The organism is Streptomyces sp. NPDC050164 (genome assembly GCF_044459945.1).
GTDB classification, from domain to species: domain Bacteria; phylum Actinomycetota; class Actinomycetes; order Streptomycetales; family Streptomycetaceae; genus Streptomyces; species Streptomyces coeruleorubidus_A.
In genome coordinates this window covers 138,306-165,266 of the sequence record NZ_JBITJK010000007.1, presented here as the reverse complement: position 1 = coordinate 165,266, position 26,961 = coordinate 138,306, and the positions used below count along the sequence as shown (strand labels likewise).

The window sequence follows — 26,961 nt, the reverse complement described above, 5'->3', positions numbered from 1 at the left end:
ACAGGCTGGTTCAACCCGCGGCGCGGAACGTGCGCAGCCGCAGGGAGTTGCCGACGACGAAGACCGAGGAGAAGGCCATGGCCGCCCCGGCGATCATCGGCGTGAGCAGACCGGCCGCGGCCAGCGGCAGGGCCGCCACGTTGTAGGCGAAGGCCCAGAACAGGTTGGAGCGGATGGTGCCGAGGGTGCGGCGGGCGAGCCGGATGGCGTCCGCCGCGGCCCGCAGATCGCCTCGCACGAGTGTCAGGTCGCCGGCCTCGATCGCGGCGTCCGTGCCGGTGCCCATGGCCAGACCGAGATCGGCCTGGGCGAGAGCCGCCGCGTCGTTGACGCCGTCGCCGACCATGGCGACCGAACGTCCCTCGGCCTGGAGCCGCTTGACGACGTCGACCTTGTCCTGCGGGAGCACCTCGGCGACGACGTGCTCCGGCGCGATGCCGACCTCGCGGGCGACGGACCTGGCCACCGCCTCGTTGTCCCCGGTCAGCAGGATCGGGGTCAGTCCGAGGGCGCGCAGCCGCCGGATCGCCTCGGGACTGGTCTCCTTCACCGCGTCGGCGACCTCCAGCACCGCGCGCGCCTCACCGTCCCAGGCGACGGCGATGGCGGTGCGCCCGGCGTCCTCGGCCGCCGCCCGGGCCCGGGCCAGCCCCTCCGGCAGCTCCATCGCCCAGTCGGCCAGCAGTCGCTCCCGCCCTGCGAGCACCGCGTGGCCCGCGACGACGCCCTGGACGCCGAGCCCGGGCACGTTGGCGAAGTCCTCCGGCGTGGGCAGCGAGCCCAGCTTCTCCAGCGCCCCGTCGGCGACGGCACGGGCGATCGGGTGCTCGGAGGAGTGCTCCAGCGCCCCGGCCAGCCGCAGCACCTCGGCCTCGTCGGTGCCCTCGGTGGTGTGCACGGCCAGGAGCGTCATACGGCCGGTGGTGACGGTGCCGGTCTTGTCGAGGACGACGGTGTCGACACGGCGTGTGGACTCCAGCACCTCCGGTCCCTTGATGAGGATGCCGAGCTGCGCGCCCCGCCCGGTGCCCACCATCAGCGCGGTCGGCGTGGCCAGACCCAGGGCGCACGGGCAGGCGATGACGAGGACGGCGACCGCGGCGGTGAACGCGGCCGTCAGCCCGACGCCGTTGCCGAGCCAGAAGCCCAGGGTGCCCAGCGCGAGGGCGATCACCACCGGCACGAACACCGCGGAGATCCGGTCCGCGAGCCGCTGCGCCGCGGCCTTGCCGTTCTGCGCGTCCTCCACCAGCCGGGCCATCCGGGCCAGCTGGGTGTCGGCACCGACGCGCGTGGCACGCACCACCAGCCGCCCGCCGACATTGATCGTGGCGCCGGTGACCGGGTCGCCCGAGCCCGCCTCCACCGGCACGGACTCGCCGGTGAGCATCGAGGCGTCCACGGCGGAGGAGCCCTCGACCACCGTCCCGTCCGTGGCGATCTTCTCGCCGGGGCGGACCAGGAAGCGGTCACCGACCCGCAACTCCGCGACCGGGACGGTCTGTTCACTGCCGTCGGCGCGCAGCACGGTGACGTCCTTCGCGCCCAGCTCCAGCAGTGCCCGCAGCGCCGCGCCCGCCTTGCGCTTCGCGCGCGCCTCGAAGTACCGCCCGGCCAGGATGAAGGCGGTCACGCCCGCGGCTGCCTCCAGGTAGATGTTCCCGGCACCGTCCGTGCGCTCGATGGTCAGCTCGAAGGGGTGCGTCATGCCCGGCGTGCCCGCGGTGCCGAGGAACAGCGCCCACAGCGACCACAGGAACGCGGCCGAGGTGCCCACCGAGATCAGCGTGTCCATGGTGGCGGCGCCGTGCCGCGCGTTGGTGAACGCCGCCTTGTGGAAGGGCCACGCCGCGTACGTCACCACGGGCGCGGCCAGGGTGAGCGACAGCCACTGCCAGTACTCGAACTGCAAGGCCGGGATCATGGCCATGGCCACGACGGGAACCGCCAGCACCACGGCCGTGACCAACCGCTCCCGCAGCGGCCGGAGTTCGTCGGGCTCCTCGGCCTGCCCCTCCTGCCCGGCGGGCGGAGCGGGCTCCTGCGCGGTGTACCCGGTGGCCTCGACGGTGGCGATCAGGTCGCCGACGGAGACGTCACCGCCGTAGCTGACCTTCGCCTTCTCGGTCGCGTAGTTGACGGTGGCGGTGACCCCGTCCATGCGGTTGAGCTTCTTCTCGATGCGCGCCGCGCAGGAGGCGCAGGTCATGCCGCCGATGGCGAGTTCCACTTCGGCGCCGGTGTCGGTCGTGCCGGTGGTCATGGCTCATGCCCTCCCGGTCAGCTCGTAGCCGGCCTCGTCGACGGTCTCCGCGATCAGGGCGTCGTCGGGCTCGGCGGCACTGGTGACGGTGACGTGCCCGCCTGCGAGGTCGACCTCGACGCCGCTGACGCCGTCCAGCTCGCCGATGACCTTGGTCAGCGTGGCCTTGCAGTGGCCGCAGGACATTCCAAAGACGGCGTAGGTGGTGGCGGGCATGGCGTGCCTCCTGGGTACGGTCGCGATTCTCGAATACAGGGTGGGGGTATTTTCCCCGCCGAGTTCCTATATACCCCCACGGGGTATAGGATGCAAGCACTGAACAACTTGACTTGATACCCCCCAGGGGTATGGTGAGCTGCAAGGGGTCCCGCACAAGAGCGGGCGGCCCGGTTCTGAAGGAGATGCCGGCCATGAACACCGGACTGAAGATCACGTCCTTCGCCGCCGTCCTGGCTGCGACCTTCGGCACGGCCTACGGCGTCGGCCAGGGCATCGCCCCCGTCGTCGCCGACGGCCCGCCGAAACACGAGGACGAGCACACCCGGCCCGCAGCGAGGCCCGAGGAGGCCGACGGCCACACCGGGCACGACACGCCCCCGGCCGGCGGGCTCCAGATCTCCGAGGACGGCTACACCCTCGACCTTCAGACCCCGAGCGTCACCGCCGGGCAGCGGACCGAGCTGCGCTTCACGGTCAGGGACGGCAGCGGCCGGGCCGTCACCGCCTACCAGCGCGAACACGAAAAGGAACTCCACCTCATCGTGGCCTCACGCGACCTGGTCACCTACCGCCACCTGCACCCCACCCGCGCCGCCGACGGCACCTGGAGCACCCCCGTCGACCTGCCCCGCGCGGGCGGCTACCGCGTCTTCGCCGACTTCACCCCGGCGAAGAAGGACGCCCGGAACCTCACCCTCGGCGCGGACCTCGCCGCCTCCGGCCCGTACCGGCCGAAGGAACTGCCCGCACCGAGCACCACGGCCACGACCAACGGCTACGAGGTGAAGCTGTCCGGCGCCCCGCGGCCGGGCAAGGCGAGCGAACTGAAGCTGAAGGTCTCCCGCGCCGGCGAGCCTGTCACGAACCTCCAGCCCTACCTCGGCGCCTACGGCCACCTCGTCGCCCTGCGCTCCGGCGACCTCGCCTACCTCCACGTCCACCCGAACGGCGAACCCGGCGACGGAAAGACCAGGCCCGGCCCGGACATCTCCTTCACGGCCACGGCCCCCAGCGCCGGTTCCTACCGCCTGTTCCTCGACTTCAAGCACGACGGAAAGGTCCACACGGCGGCGTTCACCGTCAGGGCCGGGGGAGCGGCAGCCGGGTCCGGTACCCCCGAGGGGCATGCGGACGACGGCCACGGGCACTGAGCGTCAGCCGAGCGCCCGGTCCAGGTTGAAGGCCGCGCTGATCAGCGCGAGATGCGTGAACGCCTGCGGGAAGTTGCCCTGCTGCTCCCCGGTGTGGCTGATCTCCTCGGCGTACAGGCCGAGATGGTTGGCGTACGTCAGCATCTTCTCGAAGGCGAGACGCGCCTCGTCGATCCGGCCGGCGTGCACCATGGCCTCGACGTACCAGAACGAGCAGATGGAGAACGTGCCCTCGTCGCCGCGCAGCCCGTCCGGACTGGCCTGCGGGTCGTAGCGGTAGACCAGCGAGTCGGAGACCAGTTCCTCGGTGAGCGCGTCCAGCGTCGACAGCCACTTCGGATCCGTCGGGGCGATGAACTTCGTCAGGGGCATCATCAGCACGGCAGCGTCCAGCACGTCGCCGTCCTCGTGCTGGACGAAGGCCCGGCGCGCCTTTGACCAGCCCCGGCTCATGATCCGCCGGTAGATCGTGTCGCGGCTCTCCCGCCAGCGGAGCAGGTCGGCGGGCAGGCCGCGCCGGTTGGCCATGCGGATGGCCCGCTCGATCGCCACCCAGCACATCAGCCGCGAGTACAGGAAGTTCTTGCGCCCGCCCCGCGTCTCCCAGATCCCCTCGTCGGGCTGGTCCCAGTTCTCGCACACCCAGTCCACCAGCGCGCACACGTCGTCCCACTGGTCGCTGGAGATGGGCTTGGCCCACTTGTCGAAGAGGTAGATGGAGTCGATCAGCGCGCCGTAGATGTCGAGCTGGAGCTGGTCGGCCGCCGCGTTGCCGACCCGTACCGGCGCGGAACCCTGGTGGCCCTCCAGATGGTCGAGTGTCGTCTCGGGCAGCTCGGTGCGCCCGTCGATGCCGTACATGATCTGCAAGGGGCCGGAGGGCTTGCCGTCGCCCGGGCTGATGTGCCGGGTCACGAAGTCCATGAACGCCTCGGCCTCGCCGGTGAAGCCCAGCCGTAGCAGGGCGTAGACGCAGAAGGCCGCGTCGCGCACCCACACGTACCGGTAGTCCCAGTTGCGTTCGCCGCTGAGCTGCTCGGGCAGACTCGTCGTCGGCGCGGCCACGATCGCACCGGTCGGCGCGTAGGTGAGCAGCTTCAGCGTCAGCGCCGAGCGGTGCACCATCTCCCGCCAGCGGCCCCGGTACTTCGAGGCGGACAGCCAGCGCCGCCAGTACGCCACCGTCGCCGCGAACTGCTCCTCCGCCTCGGTGTGCGCACACCGGCGGGGCACCACGTCGCCGCCCACCTTGTCCAGCGCGAACACCGCCGACTCGCCCTCGGAGAGCTTGAAGTCCCCGCGTACGTCCGGCCCGTCCATCTCCAGCGGCATGGTCGCGGTCAGCGCGAGCGCCAGCCCCTCGGCCTCGAAGATCGCCGTCTCACCGCTCAGCCGGACGGTGTGCGGCCGGGTGCCGTAGTCGAACCGGGGAGCGACGCGGGTACGGAAGGGGATCGAGCCGCGTACGCACACCACCCTGCGGATCAGCCGGTGCCGCTCGGCCTCGGCCGACTTGCCGTCGACCGGCATGAAGTCCTGCACCTCGCCGACGCCGTCCTCGGTGAAGAACCGGGTGATCAGGACATTGGTGTCGGGGAAGTAGAACTGCTTGGTCCGCGCCGGCACCGCCGCCGCCAGTTCGAAGCAGCCGCCGCGCTCCGCGTCCAGGATCGAGGCGAACACACTGGGTGCGTCGAAGGCCGGGCAGCAGTACCAGTCGATCGTGCCGTCGGTCCCCACCAGGGCCACGCTGCGCAGGTCGCCGATCAGCCCGTGCTCGGCGATCGGCAGATACCGCCGGCCGCCCGGCACGTCGTGGTCCTCCGCTGGTCCGCCCATGACCGCCTCCCTGGCCGGTACGCGCCTCAGCCCCAGCTTAGGGCCCTCCTGATGGATCTCCGCAGCGTCGCGACGCCCGGCACGCACCGAACGCCGCTCCTTCTCCCGCGGAGATCCCCTAGGCGGGAGGGCCGGTGAAGTGACCGGGAACGCGGATCACACCGTGACGACCCGCAGCCCGGCCTCCTCGAACCGCCGCACCGTCTCCGCGTCGGCCGCCGTGTCCGTGACCAGCGTGTCCACCGCCTCGGCGCCGCAGATCCGGGCGAACGCCCGCTGCCCCAGCTTGCTGGAGTCGGCGGCCACGACCACGCGCTCCGCCCGTTCGCACAGCAACCGGTTGACCGCGGCCTCCGCCTCGTCGTGCGCCGCGGCCCCGTGCGTGACGTCGAAGGCGACCACGCCGAGCACCGCCACGTCGACGGTGATCTGCCCGAGCACCGCGTCCGCGAGCGGCCCGACCAGCTCGTACGACTGGGCCCGCGCCACCCCGCCGGTCAGCACGATCTTGAACTGGGGCCGCACGGCCAGCTCGCTCGCGATGTTCAGCGCGTTCGTCACGACGGTCAGCGCGGGCGAGACCGACGTCAGGTCTCCGCGCACGGCCAGGGCCCGCGCGACCTCGGTGGTGGTCGTACCGCCGGTCAGCCCGACCGCCTCACCGGGCGCGACCAGGTCCGCCACGGCCTTCGCGATGCGCTGCTTCTCGGAGGCGCGCCGGGCCGTCTTGTAGCGCAGCGGCAGCTCGTACGACACGCCGTGCACCACCGCGCCGCCCCGCGTGCGCACCAGCATCTGCTGCTCGGCGAGCCGGTCGAAGTCGCGGCGGATCGTCGCCGCCGACACCCCGAGCTCCCCGGCCGCCTCCTCGACGTCCAGCCGGCCGCGCTCGACGAGCAGTTCCAGCAGCGCCTTCCAGCGGGCGTCGCGCGACATCCGCACCTCCACGTCTCGATCTCCGGCGCGACCCTAGCGCACCCGATCGGCCCGAATGCTTGATGATGCTCGAAAGCTGGCGATATCTTGCAGGAACAATCAGAGCGGAGGATGCGGCATGACGCATGTCGAGGACGAGCTGACCAGCCAGCCCGAGTGCTGGACACGCGCCGCGTCACAGGCGCCCGGTGACGCGGAGGTGCTGCCGGCACCGGGGGAGCGGATCGCGATCGTCGGGTGCGGCACCTCGTACTTCATGGCGCAGGCGGCCGCGGCCCTGCGCGAGGACGCGGGCCAGGGCGAGACCGACGCGTTCGCCGCCTCGGAGTTCCCGTACGGCCGCGCCTACGACCGGGTCGTCGCCCTCACCCGCTCCGGCACCACGACCGAAGTCCTCGATCTGCTCGGCAGGCTGAAGGGCCGTACCCGCACCACCGCGATCACCGCCGACCCGCACACACCCGTCAGGACGGCCGCCGACGACCTCGCGATCCTCGACTTCGCGGACGAACGCTCCGTCGTACAGACCCGGTTCGCCACCACGGCCCTCACCCTGCTCCGCGCCCACCTCGGGCTCCACTCCGAGACCGCCGTCACCGACGCGCGCACGGCCCTGGCGGAGCCCCTGCCCGAAGGCCTGGTCGACTGCGCCCAGTTCACCTTCCTGGGACGCGGCTGGACCGTCGGCCTGGCCAACGAGGCCGGGCTGAAGATGCGCGAGGCGTCGCTGTCCTGGGCGGAGGCCTACCCGGCGATGGAGTACCGGCACGGCCCCATCAGCGTCACCACGAGCGGCACCGCGACCTGGATGTTCGGGGACGCGCCGGACGGACTCGCCGAACAGGTGCGCGGCACGGGCGCGTTGTGGATCGCCGGAGCCCTGGACCCGCTCGCCGAACTCGTCCGCGCCCAGCGCCTCGCGGTCGCCGTCGCCGCAGCACGCGGCCTCGACCCGGACCAGCCGCGCCATCTCACCCGCTCGGTGATCCTCGCCCACTGACCTCGGAGGCACCGTGCCCCTCACCACCACCGGCGAGCTCATCACCCGTGCCGCCGCGGCCCGTTCCGCCGTCGCCTCCTTCAACGTCATCACGCTGGAACACGTCGAGGCCGTCATCGCGGGCGCCGAGTCCGTGCCCGCCCCCGTCGTGCTCCAGGTCAGTGAGAACGCGGTCAGGTTCCACGGCGGACAGCTGCTCCCGCTCGCCCGCGCGGCCGTCGCAGCGGCCGAACGGGCCGCCGTACCGGTCGCGTTGCACCTCGACCACGTGCAGAGCGAGACCCTGCTGCACCAGGCCGCGGAGGCCGGCTTCAGCTCCGTGATGTACGACGCGGCCCGGCTGCCCTACGCGGAGAATCTCGCCGCGACCCGGGCGGCGGTCGACTGGGCACACGCCCAAGAGCTTTGGATCGAGGCAGAGTTGGGGCAGATCGGCGGCAAGAACGGCAGACCCCCGCTGGACGCCCACGCCCCGGGCGCCCGCACCGACCCCGACGAGGCCCGGGCCTTCGTCGCCGACTCGGGTGTGGACGCCCTGGCCGTCGCCATCGGCAGCGCCCACGCCATGACCACCCGCACCGCCACCCTCGACCACGCCCTGCTCAAACAACTGTCGGCCGCTGTGGACGTCCCGCTCGTCCTGCACGGCTCCTCCGGCGTCCCGGACGGCGAACTCACGGCGGCGGTCGCGGGCGGCATCACCAAGGTCAACATCGGCACGGCCCTGAACATCGCAATGACCGGCGCGATCCGGGACTTCCTCGCCGACCGCCCCGAAGCGGTCGACCCGCGCGGCTACCTGACGGTCGCGCGGGAGGCCATGACCCGGGCGGTGGCGAGGACCCTGCGGACCCTCGGCGCGGCTACCGCTTGACTGCCTTCAGCACCACGAACTTCGGGTCGCTCGCCACCAGCCGGCTGTTGCCGAACATCTTCCGCAGCTTCACGTGGTAGCCCAGATGCCGGTTGCCGATCACCCACAGCTCGCCGCCCGGCCGCAGCGCACGCCGCGCCCCGGTGAACATCCGCCAGGCCGTGGCGTCCGTCGTCGCCTGGTGGGAGTGGAACGGCGGGTTGTTCAGGACCAGGTCGACACTGCCGGACGGCACGCCCGCCAGCCCGTCGCCGACCCGGAACTCCGCGTGCCCCGGCACGCCGTTCGCCTTGTACGTCGCCTCCGCCGAGGCCACGGCCTGGAACGACTCGTCCACGAACAGCACCTCGGCCGCCGGGTCGGCCAGCCCCACCGCCGTGCCGACCACGCCGTTGCCGCAGCCCAGGTCCACCGCCCGCCGGCCGCCCCCGCCACTGGGCAGATGCTCCAGGAAGAACCGCGTACCGATGTCGAGCCGGTCGGCGCAGAAGACCCCCGCGTGGTTCACGACCGTGCGCCCCGACGCCGGGCCGATGCCGTCCGGGAGCGTGTAGACGTACGGCCACGGATTGGCGGGCCGCTCCAGCGCGGGATCCGGCGTGCAGAAGATCAGCCGGGCCTTCTTCTCGGCGAGCGAGGTGCGGGTCGGGCCGAGGATCCGCTCGAACAGCCGCAGCGTCGAGGTGTGGATCTCCTTCACCATGCCCGTGCCCACGACGACCGTCCCCGCGTGCACCGCCGGCGCCAGCCGCAGCAACTGGTCCTCCAGCAGCGCCAGACTCTTCGGTACCCGCACGAGGAGAACGTCGACACGGCCGGGTGGCGGATCCTGCGTGGTGAGCAGCCGGACCGCGCCGGGCTCGACGGCGTGCCGCGCGAGGTTGGCCCGGGTCGCCTCCTGGGTCAGGTGGGAATCCGTGATCTGCGCCGGCCGGTGCTCCGCGAGCGCCGTGACCAGGGCACCCCAGCGGTCCCCGACGACCACGACCGTGCCCGACAGCGGGACCCCCTCCCGCGCCAAATACCTCAGCAGGTACTCGTCGGAGGCGTCCCAGGCACGCAGCTTGTCGCGTGGGTCCTCGGGGAAACGGGTCAGCGCGAGCTCGCCCCAGGGCGTCGTCATACGGTCGTTCATCGTGCGTCCAGGCTAGCGGAGCCGCAGCTCAGCCCAGGTCGGGGAGGATGGGAGGCATGGACGGCGAACTGTTCCCCAGAGCCCGTACGCAGGTGGCGCCGGGCGCGGTGCACATGCCGGACTGGCTGGACGCCGAGCGTCAGCGCGAGCTGCTGGAGGCCTGCCGCGCGTGGGCGCGCCCACCGGCAGGGCTGCGCACGGTCCGCACCCCCGGCGGCGGCACCATGACCGCCCGGCAGGTCTGTCTCGGCTGGCACTGGCACCCCTACGCCTACGCCCGCACGGTCGTCGACGGCGACGGCACCCCGGTGAAGCCGTTCCCCGAGTGGCTGGGGGAGCTGGGCCGCCGGGCGGTGCGGGACACACTCGGGGTACCGGCGCCTGCGTACGACATCGCCCTCATCAACTTCTACGACGCCGACGCCCGGATGGGCATGCACCGCGACAGCGACGAGAAGTCGGACGCGCCGGTGGTGTCGCTGAGCCTCGGCGACACCTGCGTGTTCCGCTTCGGCAACACCGAGACCCGCACCCGGCCCTGGACCGACGTCGAGCTGCGCAGCGGCGACCTGTTCGTCTTCGGCGGCCCGTCCCGGCTCGCCTACCACGGGGTCCCCCGGGTACACGGAGGCACGGCACCGCCCGGGCTGGGCCTGAGCGGACGGCTCAACATCACGCTCCGGGTCAGCGGCCTGTAAGCCGCCGGCCCTACGGATCATGGGAGACTCGCCCTCATGAGCGGGAAGGCGGACCCCCGGCAGGCGGGGGATGGGAGCACCTCGACGAGGGCGCGGCTGGACCGGGGGCGCGGAGCGCTCGGACCCGCGCTGGAGCTCGTGCACACCGGACGCGCGCCGACCCGGGCCGTACTCACCGCCGAGCTCGGGGTGACACGGGCGACGGCCGGAGCGGTCGCCGCCGAACTGGAGGCTCTCGGACTGATCCGCGTCGACGCCCGGCCCGGCGCGGCAGCGGGTTCGCAGGGCCGCCCCTCCCACCGGCTGGCCGTCGCCGAGGACGGGCCCGTCGCGCTCGCCGCGCAGGTGCACGCCGACGGGTTCCGGGCGGCGCTGGTCGGACTGGGCGGCCGGATCATCGCCACCGCGCCGGGCTGCGAGGTCGTCGACGCCGATCCGGCGAAGGTGCTGGCCTCCGTCGTCATGGCGGGCGCCGAGCTGCTGCGGGAGACCGGGCGGCGATGCGTGGGCGCGGGACTGGCCGTCCCCTCCGCGGTCGCCGAACCCGAAGGCCTGGCACTGAACCCGCTGCACCTGGCCTGGCCCGCGGGCGCGCCCGTCCGGGACATCTTCGCCGAGCAGGTGCGCGCGGCCGGCCTCGACGGGCCCGCGTTCGCCGCGAACGACGTCAACCTCGCCGCGCTCGCCGAACACCGGCACGGCGCCGGACGCGGCGCCCGCGACCTGCTGTGCGTGGCCACCGGCCACCGGGGCGTCGGCGGCGCGCTCGTCCTCGACGGCCGCCTCCACCGGGGCAGTTCGGGCCTGGCACTGGAGGTCGGCCACCTCACCGTGCACCCCGAGGGCCGCCCCTGCCACTGCGGCAGCCGCGGCTGCCTGGACGTGGAGACCGACCCGCTGGCCTTCCTCACGGCGGCGGGACGCGAACCGGGACCCGAGGTGTCCCTGCTCCAGCAGTCCATCGACCTGATCCGCCACCACTACGACGACCCGGGCGTCCGCGCCGCCACCGAGACCCTCATCGACCGGCTCGGCCTCGGACTCGCCGGTCTCGTCAACATCCTCAACCCGGACCGCATCATCCTCGGCGGCCTGCACCGCACCCTCCTGGACGCCGACCCCGGCCGCCTCCGCGCGGTCGTCGCCGACCGCAGCCTGTGGGGCCAGAGCGGTGGCGTCCCGATCCTCGCGTGCACCCTGGACCACAACAGCCTGGTCGGGGCCGCGGAACTGGCGTGGCAGCCGGTCCTGGACGATCCCCTGGGAGCGCTGACCGAACAGCGGTGACGCGGCGTCACCCCCGAGCCGGACTCCACAGCGCCGCCACCAGCGGCCGCCGCAGATCGGCCCGCCGTACGCACAGCCCGATCGGGAACGGCTCCGGCGCCGGATCGGCCGGCACCACCGCCAGCCGGTCCCGCACCGCGCTGTGCTCCAGCACCAGGCGCGGCACCACGCCCGTACCGCAGCCCAGCGCGACCAGCGTGAGCAGCCCTTCGTGGCCGTCCGGTTCACAGGCCACGTCGGGTGCCGTGCCCCGCGCGCGGAACCAGCGATCTGCGGCATCGCGGACCAGGCCGCGGTGGGGGAGGACGAAAGGCCCGTCGAGCCCGGGATCCGGCCGGTCGCGGGCCGTGACCAGGACCAGCTCGGTCACCGCGACCGTGCGGCTCACCAGCGGCTCCGGCAGTCGTGGCGGAATTCCCGCCACGGCCGCGTCGACCTCGCCCTCGTCCAGCCGGGCCAGGGCCGCCGCAGCGTCCCCGGTACGCAGATCGAGCCGCACCTGCGGGTGCGCCGCGCGGAACGGGGCCAGCAGCCCGGGCAGCAGTGCCTGACAGGCGGTCACCGTGGCGAACAGGGCGAGGCGGCCCGTGAGTTCGGCCGGGTCGGGATGCTCCTCGCGGTAGGCGCGCCACAACTCCAGTGCCCGCACGGCGTACTCGCGGAAGCGGTGCCCCTCCGCCGTCAGCGACACCCCGCGCGGCCCCCGGTCGAACAGCCGGTGCCCGAGGTCCGCCTCCAGCCGCTGCACGGTCCGGGTCAGCGTCGCCGGGCTGACGTGACAGTCCAGACTCGTCCGGCCGAAGTTGAGCGTCTGCGCCAGATGCAGGAACAGTCGCAGCTCCCGGTGATCGTCCCGCACGGCCTGCGCCTTTCATTCGGTGCAACAGGGCGCTGCACAAGTTGCGCTTGCCGCAACGCTCCGGCCGAGCCTACAACTCGACCATGACCTCGACGACCACGTACACCTCCCGCGTCTTCCCCCTCGACACCATGGACGTGCCCGGCGGCACCGAGACCGTCCTGCGGGGCGGGCGGCACCTCTTCCCGCTGCTCCCGCAGGCCTTCGCGGGGATCCGGCGCATCGGTGTCCTCGGCTGGGGACCCCAGGGACGTGCGCAGGCCCTCAATCTCCGCGACTCCCTGGCCGGCACGGACATCCGGGTGGCCGTCGGACTGCGCCCCGGCTCTTCCTCCCTCGCCGATGCCCGCGCCCACGGCTTCACCGAGGACGACGGCACGCTCGGCGACTGGCTCGCGGTCGCCGCGGACAGCGACCTGGTGATCCTGCTGATCGCCGACGCCGCACTCGCAGCCCATCACGAGGAGATCTTCGCTGCCCTCAAAGCCGGCGCCGTCATCGGCCTCTCACACGGCTTCCTGCTCGGTCATCTGCGGGAAACGGGCGGTGAGTTCCCGCCGGGACACGGGGTGATCGCCGTGTGCCCCAAGGGCATGGGCGACTCGGTGCGGCGGCTCTACGAGCAGGGCGCGCACGTCAACGGCGCCGGGATCAACAGCAGTTTCGCCGTGCACGCCGACCCCGACGGACGGGCCGTCGACCTGGCGCTCGGCTGGTCCGTGGCGCTCGGCTCGCCGTACACCTTCCGCACCACGCTCGACAGCGAATACCTCTCCGACATTGTCGGCGAACGCGCCATCCTGCTCGGCGCCGTCCACGGCATCGTCGAAAGCCTCCACACCCGCTACCGCCTCGCCGGCGACGACGAGGTGACGGCGTACGAACGGTCCTGCGAGAACGTCACCGGCCCGATCGCCCGCACCATCTCGCGAGCCGGACTGCGGGCCGTGCGCGAGGGCCTCGACCAGGCGGGCCGGGACGTCTTCGACCGGGCGTACACGGCCACCTACGCCCCCGCGCGCGAGATCGTCGCGGAGATCTACGACGAGGTGGCCGACGGGACCGAACTGCGCAGCGTGATCCTTGCCGAACGACGGCTCGGCGCACGTCCGATGAGCCGGATCGGGGGATCCCCGATGTGGTCGGTGAGCGATCGGGTGCGGGCCCGGCGCGACACCCGCGACCTGCCCGTCGACCCGTTCACCGCCGGCGTGTTCGTCGCCACCATGACCGCCCAGATCGACGAGTTCGCCGAGCGCGGGCACCCTTGGTCGGAGATCGTCAACGAGTCCGTCATCGAGGCCGTCGACTCGCTGCTGCCGTACATGCACGCGCGGGACGTGGCCTACATGGTCGACAACTGCTCCCGCACGGCCCGCCTCGGCGCCCGCCGCTGGGGCCCGCGCTTCCACGCCGCCTACGAGCAGATCGCCTACCCGGCCGCCGACCACCCGGCGGACTCGGCCCTGCTCGCGGCCTTCGCCGCCCACCCCGTGCACGAGGCCCTGGCCGCGGCGGCGAAGCTGCGACCCTCCGTGGACATCTCGGTGACCTGAACCGGTCACCGCGCGCGACTAGCCAGTCGCCGGCCGCCCGCTGAAGACAGTCGCGGACCCGGACCACGTCCGGGTTGCCGTCGGCGCCCGGCCGCTGGACCAGGAACAGCGTGTTCAGCGGCGGTTCCGCCGCCTCGTGCAGCAGGACGAGGCGGCCCGAGCCCGGGTTCTCCTCGCACAGTGAACCGGGGCGGCACGCTGTAGCCCGCGCCCGCGGTCACCGCGGACAGCACGGCGTAGAGGTGCGGCACGGTGAGCGCCGCGCGGGCGGCGAGCTGCCTGCCGAGGACCGGCCGCCAGGAGCGGCGCACGATGGACAGGTCCCCGGCGTAAGGGACCAGCGGGACGTCCCGGAGCGCGGTGCGGAGCTCGTCCCAGGACCGGCCTTCGACCCGGCGCGTCCAGGAGCGGGCCGCGACCAGCAGTGACTCCTCGTCGGTCAGCGGCGCCGAGGCCAGGGCACGGCCACGCGGTCGCCGCGTCGCGACCTCCAGGTCGTGCGGCCCGGCGCGCAGGTCCTCCGGGAGCGGATCGGTCGGCCCCTGCGTGACGCGCAACCGGACCCGGAGGCGACCAGCGGCGCGAGGGCCGGCAGCACCCGGGTGCACAGCGGCTCGGACGGCCCGGCGAGGTGGACTGGCTTGACCTGCCCGGCGCGCGCCACCGCGGCCCTCGAGCGCGGCGAGCGCGTCCAGCGGGCCGGAGACCTGGGCGGCGAGGTCGCGCGCCGGCCGGGTCGGCTCCGAGGGCGACAGACCCGTGCTGGGCGACGGTGTCGCCTTCGGCTTCGGGACCTTCGGCTTCCCGCCCCCGGACGCCCAGGTGGTCGAGTACCAGACGCCCGCCGACGGCGTCCCGGGCCGCCTGTCGTGGACGGCGCGGCAGGACGGCACCCCTCAGGAGAAGCTGGACGTGCTGCACGCCTGGCTCGTGGAGGACCTGCCCGACGGCCGGGTCCGCATCCTCACCCAGGAGACCCAGATCGGCCGCCCCGCCGCCGAACTGGCCCGGCAGACACCGAATCCGATGCTCAACGGTCCTCAGGCATGGCTCGACGGGCTTGTCCGCGCCGCTTCCGGGAAGGCTCGCGCCTGAGCGGGCAGGCTGGACCGGCAGGCGGCACGCCCGCACCGCACGAACGAGGAAGTTGACGTCATGACCGACAAGCTCACCGTGAGCGTCCTGGGCACCGGCATCATGGGCGCCGCGATGGCCCGCAACCTGGCCCGCGCCGGGCACACCGTCCACGCCTGGAACCGCACCCGTACCAAGGCCGAGCCGCTGGCCGCCGAGGGCGTGCACATCGCCGACACCCCCGCCCATGCGGTCCGGGACAGCGACGTCGTCCTGACCATGCTCTACGACGGCCCCGCCGCCCTGGACACGATGCGCCAGGCCGCCCCCGCCCTGCGCCCCGGCGCCGCGTGGGTGCAGTCCACGACCGCCGGCGTCGAGGCCGTCGGCGACCTCGCCGCCTTCGCCCGCGAGCACGGCCTGGTCTTCTACGACGCCCCCGTCCTCGGCACCCGCCAGCCCGCCGAGGCCGGGCAGCTGACCGTGCTCGCCGCCGGCCCCGTCGAGGGCCGGGCCACGGTGACGCCGGTCTTCGACGCCGTCGGCGGCCGCACCGTGTGGGCCGGCGAGGACGGGGCGGCCGGCGGCGCCACCCGGCTGAAGCTGGTCGCCAACAGCTGGGTCCTCGCCGTCACGGCCGCCGCCGGTGAGGCCCTGGCGCTGGCGAAGGCCCTCGGCGTCGACCCGCACGGTTTCCTCGACCTCATCGCCGGCGGCCCGCTCGACATGGGCTATCTGCACGCCAAGTCCGGCCTGGTCCTCGAAGACCGGCTCACACCGCCCCAGTTCGCGGTGAGCACCGCGGCCAAGGACGCCCGCCTCATCGTCGAGGCCGGTACGGACCACGGCGTCCGCCTGGACGTGGCCGAGGCCGCCGCCGCCCGCATGGAGCGTGCCGCCGCCCAGGGCCATGGCGACGAGGACATGGCCGCCGCCTACTTCGCAAGTTTCGACGAAAACCCGTCCGCCTGATCACCTTGGAGGTTCCCATGTCCAAGCCGCCGCTGCCGCCCGAGGCCGACGCCCTGCTGAGCCGGCCCAACCCGTGCGTCATGGCCACACTCCGCTCCGACGGCACACCGGTCTCCACCGCCACCTGGTACGCGTGGAAGGACGGCCGGGTGCTGATCAACCTCGACGAGGGCCGGGTCCGCCTGAAGCATCTGCGCCGCGACCCGCGCGTGACCCTCACCGTCCTCGCCGCCGACGACTGGTACACCCACGTCACCCTCATCGGCCGCGTCACCGAGATGTACGACGACGAGGGCCTGGCCGACATCGACCTGCTCGCCCGGCACTACACCGGCAAGCCCTACCCGAACCGCGTCCGCCCCCGGGTCAGCGCCTGGATCGAGGTCGACCGCTGGCACGGCTGGGGCGAGATGAAGGACAGCGACCAGGCCGCGGGCTGAGGCCGGCGGAGCACGCCGTCAGGGCCTGACGCTGTCGTAGCGGCTCACCGCGCGCTCGCTCACCGTGCCCGTCCGCGCGATCCGGACGACCGACGCGCCGGCGAGCGCGCGCGGCCCGGAGCCACACCGCGTCGAAGCTGCGCTGCGCGGACTTTGTCAGCGAGTGGGTGGGACGAACTCGGGTTGGTCGAGCAGGCGCAGCCAGCTTCCGTCGGGCTGGCGCCGGACGACCTGCGCCCGCGCGCCGGCCCCGTCCTTCGGCGGGGTCGAGGTGAGGGCGATGTCGCCGCTGATCAGCGTCGGCAGCGGTTGTTCCGGCTCGAAGCGGGGACCGTTGGCCAGCGCCTTCTCCCACAGGGCACGGATAGCCTCCCGCCCCACCGTCAGCTCGCCGGGCGGGTAGGCCATCACCGCATCCTCTTCGTAGAGCGCGGCGACCCCGGCCGCGTCACCGGCATTGGATCGTTCGACGAACAAGCGGGTGATGTCTTCGGGACGCATGGCCTTCTCGTGCTCCGGCATGAAGTTCCTCCTGACCTCGGGCTTCGGTGCTTCCCAGCGTCGCTGCCGATTGGCTCAGAAGTCCAACAGATGGATCTTCTGGAAACTAGAATCTGAAGTCATGGAGCTGAGGCAGCTGGAATACTTCGTCGCGGTCGCCGAGGAGCAGAACTTCACCCGCGCGGCCGAACGGGTGCACATCAGCCAGTCCGGCGTCAGCGCCCAGATCCGTCAGCTGGAACGCGAACTCGGTGCTGAGCTGTTTGACCGATCTGCCCGCACCGTCACCCTCACCGTCGCGGGAAGGGCCGCGCTCGAACACGCCCGCGCCGCACTCGCCGCCGCCGGGGCAGTCGGCCAGGCGGTTGGCGAGGTGACGGATCTGATCCGGGGTCGGCTCACCGTCGGGATGGTCATCGGCTGCACCCTCACCCCGCTGTTCGACGCCCTCGCGGCGTTCCATCGGGCGCATCCCGCTGTGGAGATCTCGCTGCTGGAGGACAACTCCGACCGGCTCGTCGAGGGGGTGCGCACCGGCGCTGTCGACTTGGCGCTCATCGGGACCGCAATCGCCACCCCCGACGGGCTGGACGCGCTGACCATCATCAGCGAGCGGCTCGTCGCGGCAGTCCCGGCCGGACACCCCTTGGCGAAACAGCGGCGGATCACCCTGCGCGACCTGATCGCCTACCCGATCGTGTGCATGCCGCCGGGCACCGGCCTGCGCACGGTATTCGACCAGGCCTGCGCCGCACAGAGCCTGAGACCCGCGATCACTCTGCAGGCCAGCGCAGCGGACGCCATTGCCGGCCTCGCCGCCCGCCGGCTGGCCGTCGCCGTCCTCAGCGACTCCATGGCCGCGCACTACCGTGACCGGCTCACCGCCCGCGCCATCGACGATGTCGATACGCCCGCATTGCTCGCCCTGATCTGGAAGAGCACGCACAACCCAGGGGTGCGTGAGTTGGTTGTGCACAGCCGGCAGGCATTCGCCGAGCCCGACCCCGCGACATCCCCGCGAACACGTCCGGCGACCTAGGGTCTGTCGTTTGGATCAGGTCGCAGGGAAGCGACTGTTCTGCTCGGTGCCGGCGAGCGGGGTCTGGTGCGTGCCTCTGCAAGGCGGAGGAGGGCGTCGACGCGGAGCGTCGGCAACCGACGACAACGCCGCAGAGGTGCGTGCCAGACCCCGCGTCTGCGGCGTGATCCAAACGACAGGCCCTAGCGGCCGGCGGCAGCCGCGGGACGCTGACGGTACTTCCCCGGTGGGATGCCGTACTCGCGCTTGAACGCCTTGGCGAAGGCGAACTCCGAGGTGTAGCCCGCGCGTTCCGCCACGGCTCGCAGCGGTGTGTCGCCCGAGCGCAGCAGTCGGCCCGCCGCCGTCATGCGCACCCAGGTCAGGTAGGCCAGGGGCGATCTGCCCACCAGGGCGGTGAAGCGGCGTGCGAATGCGGCCCTGGACAGGCCGACATGGGAGGCCAGCCCGTCCACCGTCCAGGGCAGGGCCGGGTCGGAGTGCATCGCCTGCAGCGCGGTGGTCACTGCGGGGTCCCGCAGGGCTGCCGCCCAGCCCGTCGCCTCCCGCCCCTCCGCAGACTTCCGCAGCCACCACGTATGCAGCAGGTACACCAGCAGCGTGTCCAGGAGGCCGGAGACGATCGCGTCGGAGCCCGGGTGCGGATCCGCCAGTTCCGCGCCTAGCAGGTCGAGGGCGGACCGGAGGCCGTGGTGTGTCCCGATCCCGGACCGGATGTGGACGACTGGAGGCAGCTCCGAGAGCAGCGGGTGCGCCCGCGACCGGTTCAACTGGTAGGCACCGCAGAGCAGCACCGTGTCCGCGTCGTCCAGACCAGGGCCGGGATCCGCCAGCACCGGCCACGATCCGTCCGGCCCCAGCGAGAAGTCCTCCAGGGGAGTGTCGGGATGGTCGGCCAGGGCGTGCCCGTAGCCGTGCGGCAGGAAGACCACGTCGCCGGACCCGAGGGCCACCGGAGCGGCTTCCCCGGGGCGCAGGAGACAGGCCGCGCCCTGGAGAGTACGACGTGGAATCCGGCGCCCTGCGAGGCGGGGAACCGCACGCCCCATGGAGCGGTCTGTGCCGTGCGGGAGGAGTGCGGTCGTCCCGTGCGCATGGCGGCGACCGCGTCGCTGAGCACATCCATGCTCGAACCGTACGGCATGCGATCCGCGAGACGATCGGACAGTAAGGGAAGACATTGCGACATGGATCGTCTCGTGGCTGATACATAGCGTCGTCTCCATGACGACTTCCCTTCACACCAAGGCGGTTCTCTTCCACGAACTCGGCGGTCCCGAGGTGCTTCGCGTCGAGGACGTGCCGCTCGGTCCGCCCGGCCCCGGTGAGGTGCTGTTCCGCGTGGACGCGATAGGCCTCAACCGCGCCGACGCCCTCTTCCGTGCGGGCACCTACTACTACGCGCCCGCCCTGCCTGGCTCACGACTCGGCTACGAGGCCGCCGGGGTCGTCGAGGCGGTCGGGCGAGGGCGTGACCGGCTTCTCGTCTGGCGACCCGGTGATGGCCGCGGCCAACTTCGACTTCGGGGTCCACGGCGTGTACGCCGAGCGGGTTGTGTTGCCGCAGGAGTCGGTGGTACATCGCCCCGCCGGCGCCGACGCCGTGACCTCGGCGGCGGCCTGGCTGACGTACACCACCGCATACGGCGGGCTGGTGGAGACCGCCGGGATGGCCCCCGGCGACCATGTGGTGATCACCGGCGCGTCGAGCGGTGTCGGCACGGCCGCGATCCAGACGGCCCTGCGGCACGGCGCGATTCCCATCGCCACCACGCGCGGCCCGCGGAAGCGGCAGCGGCTTTTGGAGCTCGGCGCGGCTCATGTGATCGCGACGGACTCCGAGGACCTGGTCGCAGAGGTCCGTCGGATCACCCGGGGCAAGGGCGCGGAGATCGTCTTCGACGCCATCGGCGGTCCCGGCTTCGCCGCACTCGGCGACGCCCTCGCACCCCGCGGCACGGCGGTGCTGTACGGCTGGCTCGACCCGCGTCCGGCGCAGTTGGGTCTGAACTGGCCCCAGACGGTTCACATGTACAACAACGGCACTCTCGTGGAACGTTCCGACCTCCGGCGGCGCGCCGCCGCATACATCGGCTCGGGACTGACCGACGGCACGCTGGCGCCCGTGATCGCCGAGACCTTCGATGGGCTGGATCACGTTGCCGACGCGCACCGGCTGATGGAGTCCAATGCGCACACCGGCAAGATCCTCGTAACCCTGTAGGGCACAGGCGGCGGCTGAACGGTGATCCAAACGAAGCCGCCTAGCGGATATCGTCCGCGTACAAGGGAGCAAACTCAGCGCCACTCCACCGCGAACGCCCGGCCCGGGTTCTCCGTGAGGATGCGCCCCACCAGGTCCTCGCCCACCGCGTGGACGAGTCGCGGGCGCACCCGGCGCAGCAGATACGGCATCCCGGGGCCGCCGCCCACCGAGCGGGCGGCGGCCGTCGTGGTGTCCGCGCCCAGCACCAGCCGGTCACTCCCGGCGTCGGCGAGGGCCCGTACCGCATCCGGCATTCGCCAGTCCGTGGCGTGGTGGGCGTGCGACGGGCCGTCAAAAGCCAGATAGCACCCGGACTCCGCCGCCTGCCGGTGCACCGCGAGGTCGGGGGAGCGGTTGAGGTGCCCGAGCACCACGCGATGCGGCGGCACTCCCAACTCCCCGCACAGCAGGTCCAGTACGTCCAGCGCCCCGGTGCCCAGCTCCAGATGCACGGCGACGGTCACGCCCGTGGCGTGATGCGCCTCGGCCGCCGCCGTCATGGTCCAGCGGGCGTGCGCGTCCAGGGCGTGGAAACCGCCCGCGACCTTGACGAGCCCCGCCCGCACCCCCGACGCCCCGATGCCCTCGGTGAGTTCGGAGACGAAGACGTCAGCGAGCCGGCCCCGAAGCCTCTTCAGGGTGTCCTCGTCGTAGTGGACGGCCTGGTGCAGCCCGGTCGCCGCGACCACATGCACCCCGGTCTCCCGGGACAGCGGCGGCAGATCGGCGGCCCGCCGCCCGAGCCCGTACGGCGTCCACTGCACCACGGCACCGCCGCCCTGCCCCCGGAACGCCACCAGCTCCGCCCGCGCCGCCGCCACGCTGCGCAGCTCCTGGCCGGGCAGCCGTGGACTGCCGAAGAACAGGTGATCGTGGGCGTCGCACACACCCAGCTCTGTGGGCGGCATGTCCCCCAGCACCGTGCGGACCGCGCTCACCACCGGCGCCCCAGGGGCAGCCGGTCCCGGCCCGGCGCCGAGAGGTGCAGCACCTCGAACACGTCGCCGTCGGCCTTGGGGGTGTCGTGCTCCCAGAGGGAGAAGTGCACCAGCTCCCAACGGCCCGTGTCGACGACGGCGGCGGCGAGCAGGGCCCCGTCCTCCACCGCCAGCCGCCGGGCCTCCCGCACCGCGTCCTCCACCGCCTCGGCCAACAGCCCCGAGGCCGGGACGGGCCGGCGCCGCCGTACCGCGAACCGAGCGTGCGAACCGGCCCCTTCCTCGTACGCGAGCCCCGTCCACTGCCGTACGGACGGCCGCCCGAAGTCGTCACTGAGCCCCTGGAACCCGCCACCCCAGAGGAAGGCGTTCATGCCGTCGACGGTGTTCCACAGATAGAAGGGCGCGTACTGGTTGACCGGCGAGCCGCGCAGACCGCGCTCGCGCATCAGATAGCCTTGAAGCCGAGCCCATCCCAGTCGTCGAGCAGATGCCCCAAGCGGGCGACCCGGCCGCGGATGACCCCCATGTCGTAGTCCGCGGGCAGGGTGAGCTCGTACTGCATGGCGTGCATTCAGGTCTCCTCAGGAGGGACGGGGCGCCAGCAGGGACAGCAAACCCCGCACACCCGCGTCGAACGCGGCGGGGGAGCCGGAGGCGCGGGCGAGGACGTAACCGCCCTGGACCGTCGCGACGACCGCCGCGGCGATCTCCCCGCCGTCCAGCGAGGGCGCGAACTGGCCCTGCTCCTTGCCCTCTTCGACGATCCCGGCGATCCGCTCGCGGAGCCAGTCGAGCGTCTCGTCGACCGGCGCGCGCAGCTCGGCGCTGGCGATCACGTCCGGGTCCATGGTCAGCCGGCCGATCGGGCAGCCCCGCAGCACATCCCGCTCGCGCCGCAGATAGGCCTCGATGCGCTCGTACGGCGTTCCCGGCCCGTCGAGTACTCCCGCGGCGGTGGCCCGCATTTCCTCGGCGGTCCGCCGGATCGCGGCCAGCGCGAGGTCGGGCTTGCCCTTGAAGTGGTGGTACATGCTGCCCTGTCCGGCGCCCGCGCGCGCCAGGACCGCCTTGGGGCTCGTGCCCACATAGCCGCGCTCCCACAGCAGCTCGCGGGTGGACTCGATCAGCCGTTCCGAGGTGCTCATGCATCTACTGTACATACCAGTAGTTACAGAATCACATCCGGGTGTCTACCCCTCAGGGCGTACGCCCACTGTCGCTGGCCGTACGACGACCAAAGGCCCCTCGCCGGGCGACTCTCGGAAGCGACAGACACGACATCGCGGCAACGCGTCCGAGGAGTTGAACGACATGCAGACCCTGGCGAACTTCGGTGACGGCGGCCCCGGCCCCTGGATCCTGCTCTTCCCGGTGATCTGGGCCCTGATCATCGGCGGCGGCATCGCACTGCTGCGCCGCACAGTGTGGCGCGGACGCCGCGGCGGCCCCTGGCGGCAGCCCACGGTCGAGAAGGACTCGCCCATCGCCGCCCTCGGCCACCGCTTCGCCTCCGGTGAGATCGACGAGGACGAGTACTGGCGCCGGCTGTCCGTGCTGAACGAGGAGTTCGGGCGCACAGCCAAGGGTGGTGGTGCGTGAAAGCCGCGCCGCCGTCGCCGCCGGGTGAGGTACGCCCGACGGCGTACCTCACCCGGCGGCAATCGCCATGCGAACGGTGGTCACCGCCCGGTCAACCGGCAACGGCGGACCGGGCGGGAGCATGTTCGGGCCGTAGCCCGTCGGCGGTGTGCCCGACCTCCGCGAACCTGCGCGCGGGTTTCTCCGGGACCGTGCGCCGCGCCCGCCGCGACGGCGCCGCCACCGCGGCGGAGGACGTCGGAAGGGTGAACCACACGACCTTGCCGGACTCGCCGTCCGGCCGGACGCCCCAGCTCTCGCTCATGGCGGCCACCATCGCGAGCCCGCGCCCGCAGGTCGCCAGCGGCTCGGCGTCGTCGACCACGGGCATCCGTGGGTCGTGGTCGCGCACCGAAACCGTGAGCCGGTCGAGCAGCAGCTCTATCTCCACGGTGCACGTCTTGTCGGGCTGGGCATGGCGGTGGACGTTGGACAACAGCTCCGTCACACCGAGCGAGGCCCGGTCGATCAGGGCGTCCAGATGCCAGTAGCGCAACTGCGCAGAGACGATTCTGCGGACCTGGCCGATCCGCGACGGCAGGGCTTGGAGCTCCACCGTGCAGTGCCTGCTTGGGTAGCTGATCACGGCTGCGACTCCCCGACGTGAGGTCCGGAAGAACACGGAGTTCGGATCCAGCAGGGCGCCTTCGTGACACTGCCGCCCGCTGTCGTGGCCGGCGGGCTGGTTCGCAGCGTTATCGCCGGTAAACCCAGAGTGACGTGAGAACAGAGTGACGCAGGGGGTGGGGTACCGCAACTCGCGGACACCTCAGTCGCCGCGCCCCGCCGCCCTGCGCACGGCCTCGATGAAGCGCCGTGCGGCCGGCGGCCCCGGCTCGCCCGGAGCGGGGTCCTGCTCGCCCAGGGTGAGCAGGTACCGATTGCCGTTGAGATCCGCCGCGGCCCGGTCATCGGGGCCGAACCAGGGCTTGGAGGCGCGCACCGCCTGCACCGGCGCGCTGTCGATCTCACTGCCGTAGCTGGTCAGCAGCTCAAGCCGGCCGTCGCTGATCCGGACCTGCCCGGCCCGGGTGAGCGAACGCAGCCGCTTCCCGATCCGCACGCCCGTGGCCCTGAACTCCGGCTCCGCCATGCCACCCGCCCCCTTGTGCGCGTCGGTGCACCGGCCCCCGCTCTGCGCGGTGCCCGGCACAGGCTCGTGTCCTGATCCAGTGTGCCCCAGTCCGGAGGCTTGCTCCGGTTGGTGCCTCGTACCCCTGCCGGTACCCCGTTCGGAGCCCCGGTCCCGCGGTGAAGTCTGCCCCCACCCGGCGTTGAGCACCAGTACAGCGGACCCTCTCTCCTGGGGGCGCCCGGAGCACATGCGCAAGTGCGCCGCCGGGAGCGCGCGCCCCCTTGCCCCGGGCCCTGCCCCTGGGGGCGCTTTGGGGGGCTCAAAGGTGCGTTTATGCAGGTGAGAAGCGTGAGGAAGGTGCATATGATCGGGGTGTCGGCCGCGTGACGCGTCGTCGGCGCGCGGCGTTAGGAGCCCCCTCGTGAGCACTCCCCAGCAGACCCGGACCGGCGTGACCCTCGACGTCGACCACAGCGACGCCGCCTACCGCACATGGCTGAAAGAAGCCGTCCGCAGAGTCCAGGCCGACGCCAACCGCTCGGCCGACACGCACCTGCTCCAGTTCCCCCTTCCGGAGCGGTGGGGCATCGACCTGTACCTGAAGGACGAGTCCACCCACCCCACCGGCAGCCTCAAACACCGGCTCGCCCGCTCCCTCTTCCTCTACGGCCTGTGCAACGGCTGGATCCGGCCGGACCGCCCGGTGATCGAGGCCTCCAGCGGCTCGACGGCCGTCTCCGAGGCGTACTTCGCGAAGCTCATCGGCGTGCCCTTCATCGCCGTCATGCCACGCACGACGAGCACCGAGAAGATCCGCCTCATCGAGTTCCACGCCGGCCGGTGCCACTTCGTGGACGACCCCCGCACGATGTACGAGGAGTCCGCCCGCCTCGCGGCCGAGACCGGCGGCCACTACATGGACCAGTTCACCTACGCCGAACGGGCCACGGACTGGCGCGGCAACAACAACATCGCCGAGTCCATCTTCCGGCAGCTGCGCATGGAGCGGTTCCCCGAGCCGGCGTGGATCGTCGCCACGGCGGGCACCGGCGGCACCTCGGCGACCCTGGCGCGCTACGTCCACTACATGCAGTACGACACGCGCGTCTGCGTGGCCGACCCCGAGAACTCGTGCTTCTTCGAGGGCTGGACCACCGGCGATCCGGACGTCACCTACGACTGCGGCTCCCGGATCGAGGGCATCGGCCGACCCCGTATGGAACCCAGCTTCGTGCCCGGCGCGATCGACCGGATGATGAAGGTGCCCGATGCGGCCAGCGTCGCCGCCGTACGGGCACTGGAGCGCGCCATCGGCCGCAAGGCGGGCGGTTCGACCGGCACGGGCCTGTGGAGCGCGCTGAAGATCGTCGCGGAGATGGTGTCCGAGGGGCGGCAGGGGAGCGTCGTGACAATGCTGTGCGACCCGGGGGACCGGTATCTCGACAAGTACTACTCGGACACCTGGCTGGCCGCCCAGGGGCTGGACATCGAGCCGTACACCGCCGCGATCGACTCACTGCTGGAGACGGGCGTCTGGCCCGACTGAGCCGAGCCCCCGGGCCCGCCGGCGCGCGGCGCTACGAGGCCGCCAGCCTCCGGTCCAGCGCCGTGACGGCGTCCCGGAACGCCTTGGCCTGGGCCGCCCGTACGGGCTTCATGGCGAGCCGGTACGCCGCCGTACCGTCGGTCGCGAACGTCCACTGCACCCGGGTCCCGGTGCCGGCCGGGGCGAGCCGCCACTCCTCGACGATCGCACGCACTCCGGGCACGTTGGTGACGTCGACGCGATAGGCGTACACCTCGGGTGCCTCCGCCGCGATGACCGACTCCCGGAACCGGACGCCGCCCATGAGCCGGATGTCGCGCCCCTTCCCGCCGTCGACCGGGTGGGCGGCCGTCACCTGGGGGAACCAGTCGACCCAGCCGGGCACGTCCTCCAGCGCCCGGTAGACCGCCTCCACCGGAGCGGAGATCTGCCGCGCGGAGACGTGCCGTACGGGCGCGATCCCGACGAAGTCGAGCCCGACCGGGCGCAGGCGGTGAGCCATGGACGAAGCCCTCCTGTACGGGAACGGGCGATGACCGGAAGCGTCACCCTAGCTGGCGGCCCGTCAGATGTCTGCCCCTTCCTCGGGCTCCCCGGCCACCACCAGCCGCCGCAGATGCTCCACGACCACCCCGCGCGCCTCGTCCGGCAGACCGGCGTCCGTCACGAGCGTGTCGATCCGCTCCAGTGACGCGAACGAGCTCAGGCCCACCTTGCCCCACTTGGTGTGGTCGGCGACCACCACGACCCGCCGGGCCGACTGCACGAGCCGCCGGTTCGTCTCCGCCTCCGCGAGGTTCGGCGTGGACAGACCGGCCTCGACCGATATGCCGTGCACCCCGAGGAACAGCAGGTCGAAGTGGAGCGCCGCGATCGCCTGGTCGGCGACCGGCCCCACCAGCGAGTCGGACGGGGTGCGCACACCGCCGGTCAGCACGACCGTGGCCGCGCCCTGCCGTGGACCCGAGGTGCGCTGCGCCGCGTGGAAGACGTCGGCCACCCGCACCGAGTTGGTGACCACCGTCAGGTCGGGCACGTCCAGCAGTTGCTGCGCCAGCGCGTACGTCGTCGTACCGCCGGACAGGGCGATCGCCGCGCCCGGCGCGACCAGCTTGGCCGCGGCCCGCGCGATGTCCTCCTTGGCGGTCAGCTCCAGCCCCGACTTGGCCTCGAACCCCGGTTCGTGCGTACTCGCCTCGACCACCGGGACAGCGCCGCCGTGCACCTTCTCCAGCACACCCTGGCGGGCGAGCGCGTCGAGGTCGCGGCGGACCGTCATGTCCGACACGCCGAGCTTGCGCGTCAGCTCGTTGACCCGGACCCCGCCCCGGCGGCGGACCTCGTCGAGGATCAGGGATCGCCGCTGCTCCGCGAGGAGGTTCTGATTCTCGCTCACGTACGCTCCGGTCCTTTCGCCGCAATGCCGTCCGACAGACCCAGCACACCTGCCCCAACCAGGACATTCTCCCCCGGCTCCGGTGCGCGGACGCCTCATCCTCGCATGTCGCGGAGCCGGTGGCGCCACCGGCTGCTTGTCGCGCTCATGTCATTGAGGGCCTCACGCGGCGCTCCGTCATGTCACGGATCGGGGAGATTCCGTGACAGGAGGTGTGCGGCGCCGCGGAAGTGGAGATCCTTGTGCCCGCACGGAC

The 26,961-nt window shown here is 72.4% G+C and carries 26 protein-coding genes and 3 pseudogenes; 13 read left to right on the top strand and 16 right to left on the bottom strand.

Annotation, left to right across the window (positions count from 1 at the left end):
* Nucleotides 1-10: 10 nt before the first annotated feature.
* A complete protein-coding gene (locus ACIBNA_RS13995; protein WP_399165445.1) occupies nt 11-2,263 on the bottom strand; it encodes a heavy metal translocating P-type ATPase in 2,253 nt (750 codons plus the stop codon).
* 3 nt (nt 2,264-2,266) lie between these two features.
* On the bottom strand, nt 2,267-2,479 hold the full coding sequence (locus tag ACIBNA_RS13990) for a heavy-metal-associated domain-containing protein (protein WP_399165444.1): 213 nt from the start codon (nt 2,477-2,479) through the stop codon (nt 2,267-2,269).
* A 194-nt stretch (nt 2,480-2,673) separates the two neighbouring features.
* On the opposite strand from ACIBNA_RS13990, the gene ACIBNA_RS13985 reads away from it, so the two are divergent.
* Nucleotides 2,674-3,633: a hypothetical protein gene (locus ACIBNA_RS13985; RefSeq protein ID WP_399165443.1), complete on the top strand. Its 960-nt coding sequence runs from the start codon at nt 2,674-2,676 to the stop codon at nt 3,631-3,633.
* A gap of 3 nt (nt 3,634-3,636) precedes the next feature.
* Here ACIBNA_RS13985 and ACIBNA_RS13980 read toward each other — a convergent pair whose 3' ends face one another.
* On the bottom strand, nt 3,637-5,472 hold the full coding sequence (locus ACIBNA_RS13980) for a glycoside hydrolase family 15 protein (RefSeq protein WP_399165442.1): 1,836 nt from the start codon (nt 5,470-5,472) through the stop codon (nt 3,637-3,639).
* Nucleotides 5,473-5,628: 156 nt separating this feature from the next.
* Nucleotides 5,629-6,408: a DeoR/GlpR family DNA-binding transcription regulator gene (locus tag ACIBNA_RS13975; RefSeq protein WP_399165441.1), complete on the bottom strand. Its 780-nt coding sequence runs from the start codon at nt 6,406-6,408 to the stop codon at nt 5,629-5,631.
* Nucleotides 6,409-6,526: 118 nt separating this feature from the next.
* Between ACIBNA_RS13975 and ACIBNA_RS13970 the strand changes: the two genes are divergently transcribed.
* Together ACIBNA_RS13970 and ACIBNA_RS13965 are read left to right on the top strand one after the other, a co-directional pair.
* Nucleotides 6,527-7,408, top strand: coding sequence for an SIS domain-containing protein (locus ACIBNA_RS13970; protein ID WP_399165440.1), 882 nt, complete (start codon nt 6,527-6,529; stop codon nt 7,406-7,408).
* A gap of 13 nt (nt 7,409-7,421) precedes the next feature.
* On the top strand, nt 7,422-8,282 hold the full coding sequence (locus tag ACIBNA_RS13965) for a ketose-bisphosphate aldolase (RefSeq protein WP_399165439.1): 861 nt from the start codon (nt 7,422-7,424) through the stop codon (nt 8,280-8,282).
* Here ACIBNA_RS13965 and ACIBNA_RS13960 read toward each other — a convergent pair.
* Nucleotides 8,272-9,405, bottom strand: coding sequence for a methyltransferase (locus tag ACIBNA_RS13960; RefSeq protein ID WP_399165438.1), 1,134 nt, complete (start codon nt 9,403-9,405; stop codon nt 8,272-8,274). The genes ACIBNA_RS13965 and ACIBNA_RS13960 overlap by 11 nt on opposite strands.
* Nucleotides 9,406-9,473: 68 nt before the next feature.
* On the opposite strand from ACIBNA_RS13960, the gene ACIBNA_RS13955 reads away from it, so the two are divergent.
* On the top strand, nt 9,474-10,115 hold the full coding sequence (locus ACIBNA_RS13955) for an alpha-ketoglutarate-dependent dioxygenase AlkB family protein (protein ID WP_399165437.1): 642 nt from the start codon (nt 9,474-9,476) through the stop codon (nt 10,113-10,115).
* 36 nt (nt 10,116-10,151) lie between these two features.
* Nucleotides 10,152-11,402 (top strand): ROK family protein, encoded by a 1,251-nt coding sequence (locus ACIBNA_RS13950; protein ID WP_399165436.1) that lies wholly within the window; start codon nt 10,152-10,154, stop codon nt 11,400-11,402.
* Nucleotides 11,403-11,409: 7 nt separating this feature from the next.
* On the opposite strand, the gene ilvY is transcribed toward ACIBNA_RS13950, so the two are convergent.
* Nucleotides 11,410-12,261: an HTH-type transcriptional activator IlvY gene (ilvY, locus tag ACIBNA_RS13945; protein WP_399165435.1), complete on the bottom strand. Its 852-nt coding sequence runs from the start codon at nt 12,259-12,261 to the stop codon at nt 11,410-11,412.
* An 83-nt stretch (nt 12,262-12,344) separates the two neighbouring features.
* Between ilvY and ACIBNA_RS13940 the strand changes: the two genes are divergently transcribed.
* A complete protein-coding gene (locus ACIBNA_RS13940; protein WP_399165434.1) occupies nt 12,345-13,817 on the top strand; it encodes a ketol-acid reductoisomerase in 1,473 nt (490 codons plus the stop codon).
* A gap of 5 nt (nt 13,818-13,822) precedes the next feature.
* Here ACIBNA_RS13940 and ACIBNA_RS13935 read toward each other — a convergent pair whose 3' ends face one another.
* On the bottom strand, nt 13,823-14,374 hold the full coding sequence (locus ACIBNA_RS13935; protein WP_399165433.1) for a LysR substrate-binding domain-containing protein: 552 nt from the start codon (nt 14,372-14,374) through the stop codon (nt 13,823-13,825).
* A gap of 202 nt (nt 14,375-14,576) precedes the next feature.
* On the opposite strand from ACIBNA_RS13935, the gene ACIBNA_RS13930 reads away from it, so the two are divergent.
* Genes ACIBNA_RS13930 through ACIBNA_RS13920 form a run of 3 tightly spaced genes read left to right on the top strand, consistent with a single transcriptional unit; the run spans nt 14,577 to nt 16,303 of the window.
* Nucleotides 14,577-14,912, top strand: coding sequence for a hypothetical protein (locus tag ACIBNA_RS13930; protein ID WP_399165432.1), 336 nt, complete (start codon nt 14,577-14,579; stop codon nt 14,910-14,912).
* A gap of 60 nt (nt 14,913-14,972) precedes the next feature.
* Nucleotides 14,973-15,863 carry an NAD(P)-dependent oxidoreductase gene (locus ACIBNA_RS13925; protein WP_399165431.1) on the top strand — a complete coding sequence of 297 codons (891 nt, stop codon included), beginning with the start codon at nt 14,973-14,975 and terminating at the stop codon, nt 15,861-15,863.
* A 17-nt stretch (nt 15,864-15,880) separates the two neighbouring features.
* On the top strand, nt 15,881-16,303 hold the full coding sequence (locus ACIBNA_RS13920) for a PPOX class F420-dependent oxidoreductase (protein WP_399165430.1): 423 nt from the start codon (nt 15,881-15,883) through the stop codon (nt 16,301-16,303).
* A 156-nt stretch (nt 16,304-16,459) separates the two neighbouring features.
* Here the strand turns inward: ACIBNA_RS13920 and ACIBNA_RS13915 are convergent, their stop codons facing one another.
* Nucleotides 16,460-16,825, bottom strand: coding sequence for a YybH family protein (locus ACIBNA_RS13915; protein WP_399165429.1), 366 nt, complete (start codon nt 16,823-16,825; stop codon nt 16,460-16,462).
* A gap of 100 nt (nt 16,826-16,925) precedes the next feature.
* On the opposite strand from ACIBNA_RS13915, the gene ACIBNA_RS13910 reads away from it, so the two are divergent.
* Entirely contained in the window at nt 16,926-17,843 is a 918-nt protein-coding gene (locus tag ACIBNA_RS13910) for a LysR family transcriptional regulator (RefSeq protein WP_399165502.1), read from the top strand.
* A gap of 182 nt (nt 17,844-18,025) precedes the next feature.
* Here the strand turns inward: ACIBNA_RS13910 and ACIBNA_RS13905 are convergent.
* Nucleotides 18,026-18,969, bottom strand: a pseudogene (locus tag ACIBNA_RS13905) (AraC family transcriptional regulator).
* A gap of 98 nt (nt 18,970-19,067) precedes the next feature.
* Between ACIBNA_RS13905 and ACIBNA_RS13900 the strand changes: the two are divergent.
* Nucleotides 19,068-20,067 (top strand): annotated as a pseudogene (locus ACIBNA_RS13900) (zinc-dependent alcohol dehydrogenase family protein).
* A gap of 74 nt (nt 20,068-20,141) precedes the next feature.
* Here ACIBNA_RS13900 and ACIBNA_RS13895 read toward each other — a convergent pair.
* The 3 genes and pseudogenes from ACIBNA_RS13895 to ACIBNA_RS13885 all read right to left on the bottom strand — a co-directional run bounded on the left by ACIBNA_RS13895 (nt 20,142) and on the right by ACIBNA_RS13885 (nt 22,210).
* Entirely contained in the window at nt 20,142-21,017 is an 876-nt protein-coding gene (locus tag ACIBNA_RS13895) for a phosphotriesterase (protein WP_399165428.1), read from the bottom strand.
* Nucleotides 21,018-21,043: 26 nt separating this feature from the next.
* Nucleotides 21,044-21,621 (bottom strand): annotated as a pseudogene (locus ACIBNA_RS13890) (DUF4865 family protein).
* A 10-nt stretch (nt 21,622-21,631) separates the two neighbouring features.
* On the bottom strand, nt 21,632-22,210 hold the full coding sequence (locus ACIBNA_RS13885; protein WP_399165427.1) for a TetR/AcrR family transcriptional regulator: 579 nt from the start codon (nt 22,208-22,210) through the stop codon (nt 21,632-21,634).
* Nucleotides 22,211-22,361: 151 nt separating this feature from the next.
* Between ACIBNA_RS13885 and ACIBNA_RS13880 the strand changes: the two genes are divergently transcribed.
* Entirely contained in the window at nt 22,362-22,649 is a 288-nt protein-coding gene (locus ACIBNA_RS13880) for an SHOCT domain-containing protein (RefSeq protein WP_399165426.1), read from the top strand.
* A gap of 91 nt (nt 22,650-22,740) precedes the next feature.
* Here the strand turns inward: ACIBNA_RS13880 and ACIBNA_RS13875 are convergent, their stop codons facing one another.
* Together ACIBNA_RS13875 and ACIBNA_RS13870 are read right to left on the bottom strand one after the other, a co-directional pair.
* Nucleotides 22,741-23,274: an ATP-binding protein gene (locus ACIBNA_RS13875; protein ID WP_399165425.1), complete on the bottom strand. Its 534-nt coding sequence runs from the start codon at nt 23,272-23,274 to the stop codon at nt 22,741-22,743.
* Between the two features lie 183 nt (nt 23,275-23,457).
* Complete coding sequence (locus ACIBNA_RS13870) at nt 23,458-23,781, bottom strand: hypothetical protein (protein WP_399165424.1); 324 nt, start codon at nt 23,779-23,781, stop codon at nt 23,458-23,460.
* Nucleotides 23,782-24,184: 403 nt separating this feature from the next.
* Between ACIBNA_RS13870 and ACIBNA_RS13865 the strand changes: the two genes are divergently transcribed.
* Nucleotides 24,185-25,309, top strand: coding sequence for a PLP-dependent cysteine synthase family protein (locus ACIBNA_RS13865; RefSeq protein ID WP_399165423.1), 1,125 nt, complete (start codon nt 24,185-24,187; stop codon nt 25,307-25,309).
* Between the two features lie 31 nt (nt 25,310-25,340).
* On the opposite strand, the gene ACIBNA_RS13860 is transcribed toward ACIBNA_RS13865, so the two are convergent.
* Nucleotides 25,341-25,811, bottom strand: coding sequence for an SRPBCC family protein (locus ACIBNA_RS13860; RefSeq protein ID WP_399165422.1), 471 nt, complete (start codon nt 25,809-25,811; stop codon nt 25,341-25,343).
* 63 nt (nt 25,812-25,874) lie between these two features.
* On the bottom strand, nt 25,875-26,705 hold the full coding sequence (locus tag ACIBNA_RS13855; protein WP_086854236.1) for a DeoR/GlpR family DNA-binding transcription regulator: 831 nt from the start codon (nt 26,703-26,705) through the stop codon (nt 25,875-25,877).
* Between the last annotated feature and the right edge of the window lie 256 nt (nt 26,706-26,961).

What these genes read in the sequence shown, in the direction of transcription:
- ACIBNA_RS13995 (WP_399165445.1), bottom strand. Translation starts at nt 2,263, where the DNA reads ATGACCACCGGCACGACCGACACCGGCGCCGAAGTGGAACTCGCCATC.
- ACIBNA_RS13990 (WP_399165444.1), bottom strand. Translation starts at nt 2,479, where the DNA reads ATGCCCGCCACCACCTACGCCGTCTTTGGAATGTCCTGCGGCCACTGC.
- ACIBNA_RS13985 (WP_399165443.1), top strand. Translation starts at nt 2,674, where the DNA reads ATGAACACCGGACTGAAGATCACGTCCTTCGCCGCCGTCCTGGCTGCG.
- ACIBNA_RS13980 (WP_399165442.1), bottom strand. Translation starts at nt 5,472, where the DNA reads ATGGGCGGACCAGCGGAGGACCACGACGTGCCGGGCGGCCGGCGGTAT.
- ACIBNA_RS13975 (WP_399165441.1), bottom strand. Translation starts at nt 6,408, where the DNA reads ATGTCGCGCGACGCCCGCTGGAAGGCGCTGCTGGAACTGCTCGTCGAG.
- ACIBNA_RS13970 (WP_399165440.1), top strand. Translation starts at nt 6,527, where the DNA reads ATGACGCATGTCGAGGACGAGCTGACCAGCCAGCCCGAGTGCTGGACA.
- ACIBNA_RS13960 (WP_399165438.1), bottom strand. Translation starts at nt 9,405, where the DNA reads ATGACGACGCCCTGGGGCGAGCTCGCGCTGACCCGTTTCCCCGAGGAC.
- ACIBNA_RS13955 (WP_399165437.1), top strand. Translation starts at nt 9,474, where the DNA reads ATGGACGGCGAACTGTTCCCCAGAGCCCGTACGCAGGTGGCGCCGGGC.
- ACIBNA_RS13950 (WP_399165436.1), top strand. Translation starts at nt 10,152, where the DNA reads ATGAGCGGGAAGGCGGACCCCCGGCAGGCGGGGGATGGGAGCACCTCG.
- ACIBNA_RS13940 (WP_399165434.1), top strand. Translation starts at nt 12,345, where the DNA reads ATGACCTCGACGACCACGTACACCTCCCGCGTCTTCCCCCTCGACACC.
- ACIBNA_RS13925 (WP_399165431.1), top strand. Translation starts at nt 14,973, where the DNA reads ATGACCGACAAGCTCACCGTGAGCGTCCTGGGCACCGGCATCATGGGC.
- ACIBNA_RS13920 (WP_399165430.1), top strand. Translation starts at nt 15,881, where the DNA reads ATGTCCAAGCCGCCGCTGCCGCCCGAGGCCGACGCCCTGCTGAGCCGG.
- ACIBNA_RS13915 (WP_399165429.1), bottom strand. Translation starts at nt 16,825, where the DNA reads ATGCCGGAGCACGAGAAGGCCATGCGTCCCGAAGACATCACCCGCTTG.
- ACIBNA_RS13910 (WP_399165502.1), top strand. Translation starts at nt 16,926, where the DNA reads ATGGAGCTGAGGCAGCTGGAATACTTCGTCGCGGTCGCCGAGGAGCAG.
- ACIBNA_RS13895 (WP_399165428.1), bottom strand. Translation starts at nt 21,017, where the DNA reads ATGCCGCCCACAGAGCTGGGTGTGTGCGACGCCCACGATCACCTGTTC.
- ACIBNA_RS13885 (WP_399165427.1), bottom strand. Translation starts at nt 22,210, where the DNA reads ATGTACAGTAGATGCATGAGCACCTCGGAACGGCTGATCGAGTCCACC.
- ACIBNA_RS13880 (WP_399165426.1), top strand. Translation starts at nt 22,362, where the DNA reads ATGCAGACCCTGGCGAACTTCGGTGACGGCGGCCCCGGCCCCTGGATC.
- ACIBNA_RS13870 (WP_399165424.1), bottom strand. Translation starts at nt 23,781, where the DNA reads ATGGCGGAGCCGGAGTTCAGGGCCACGGGCGTGCGGATCGGGAAGCGG.
- ACIBNA_RS13860 (WP_399165422.1), bottom strand. Translation starts at nt 25,811, where the DNA reads ATGGCTCACCGCCTGCGCCCGGTCGGGCTCGACTTCGTCGGGATCGCG.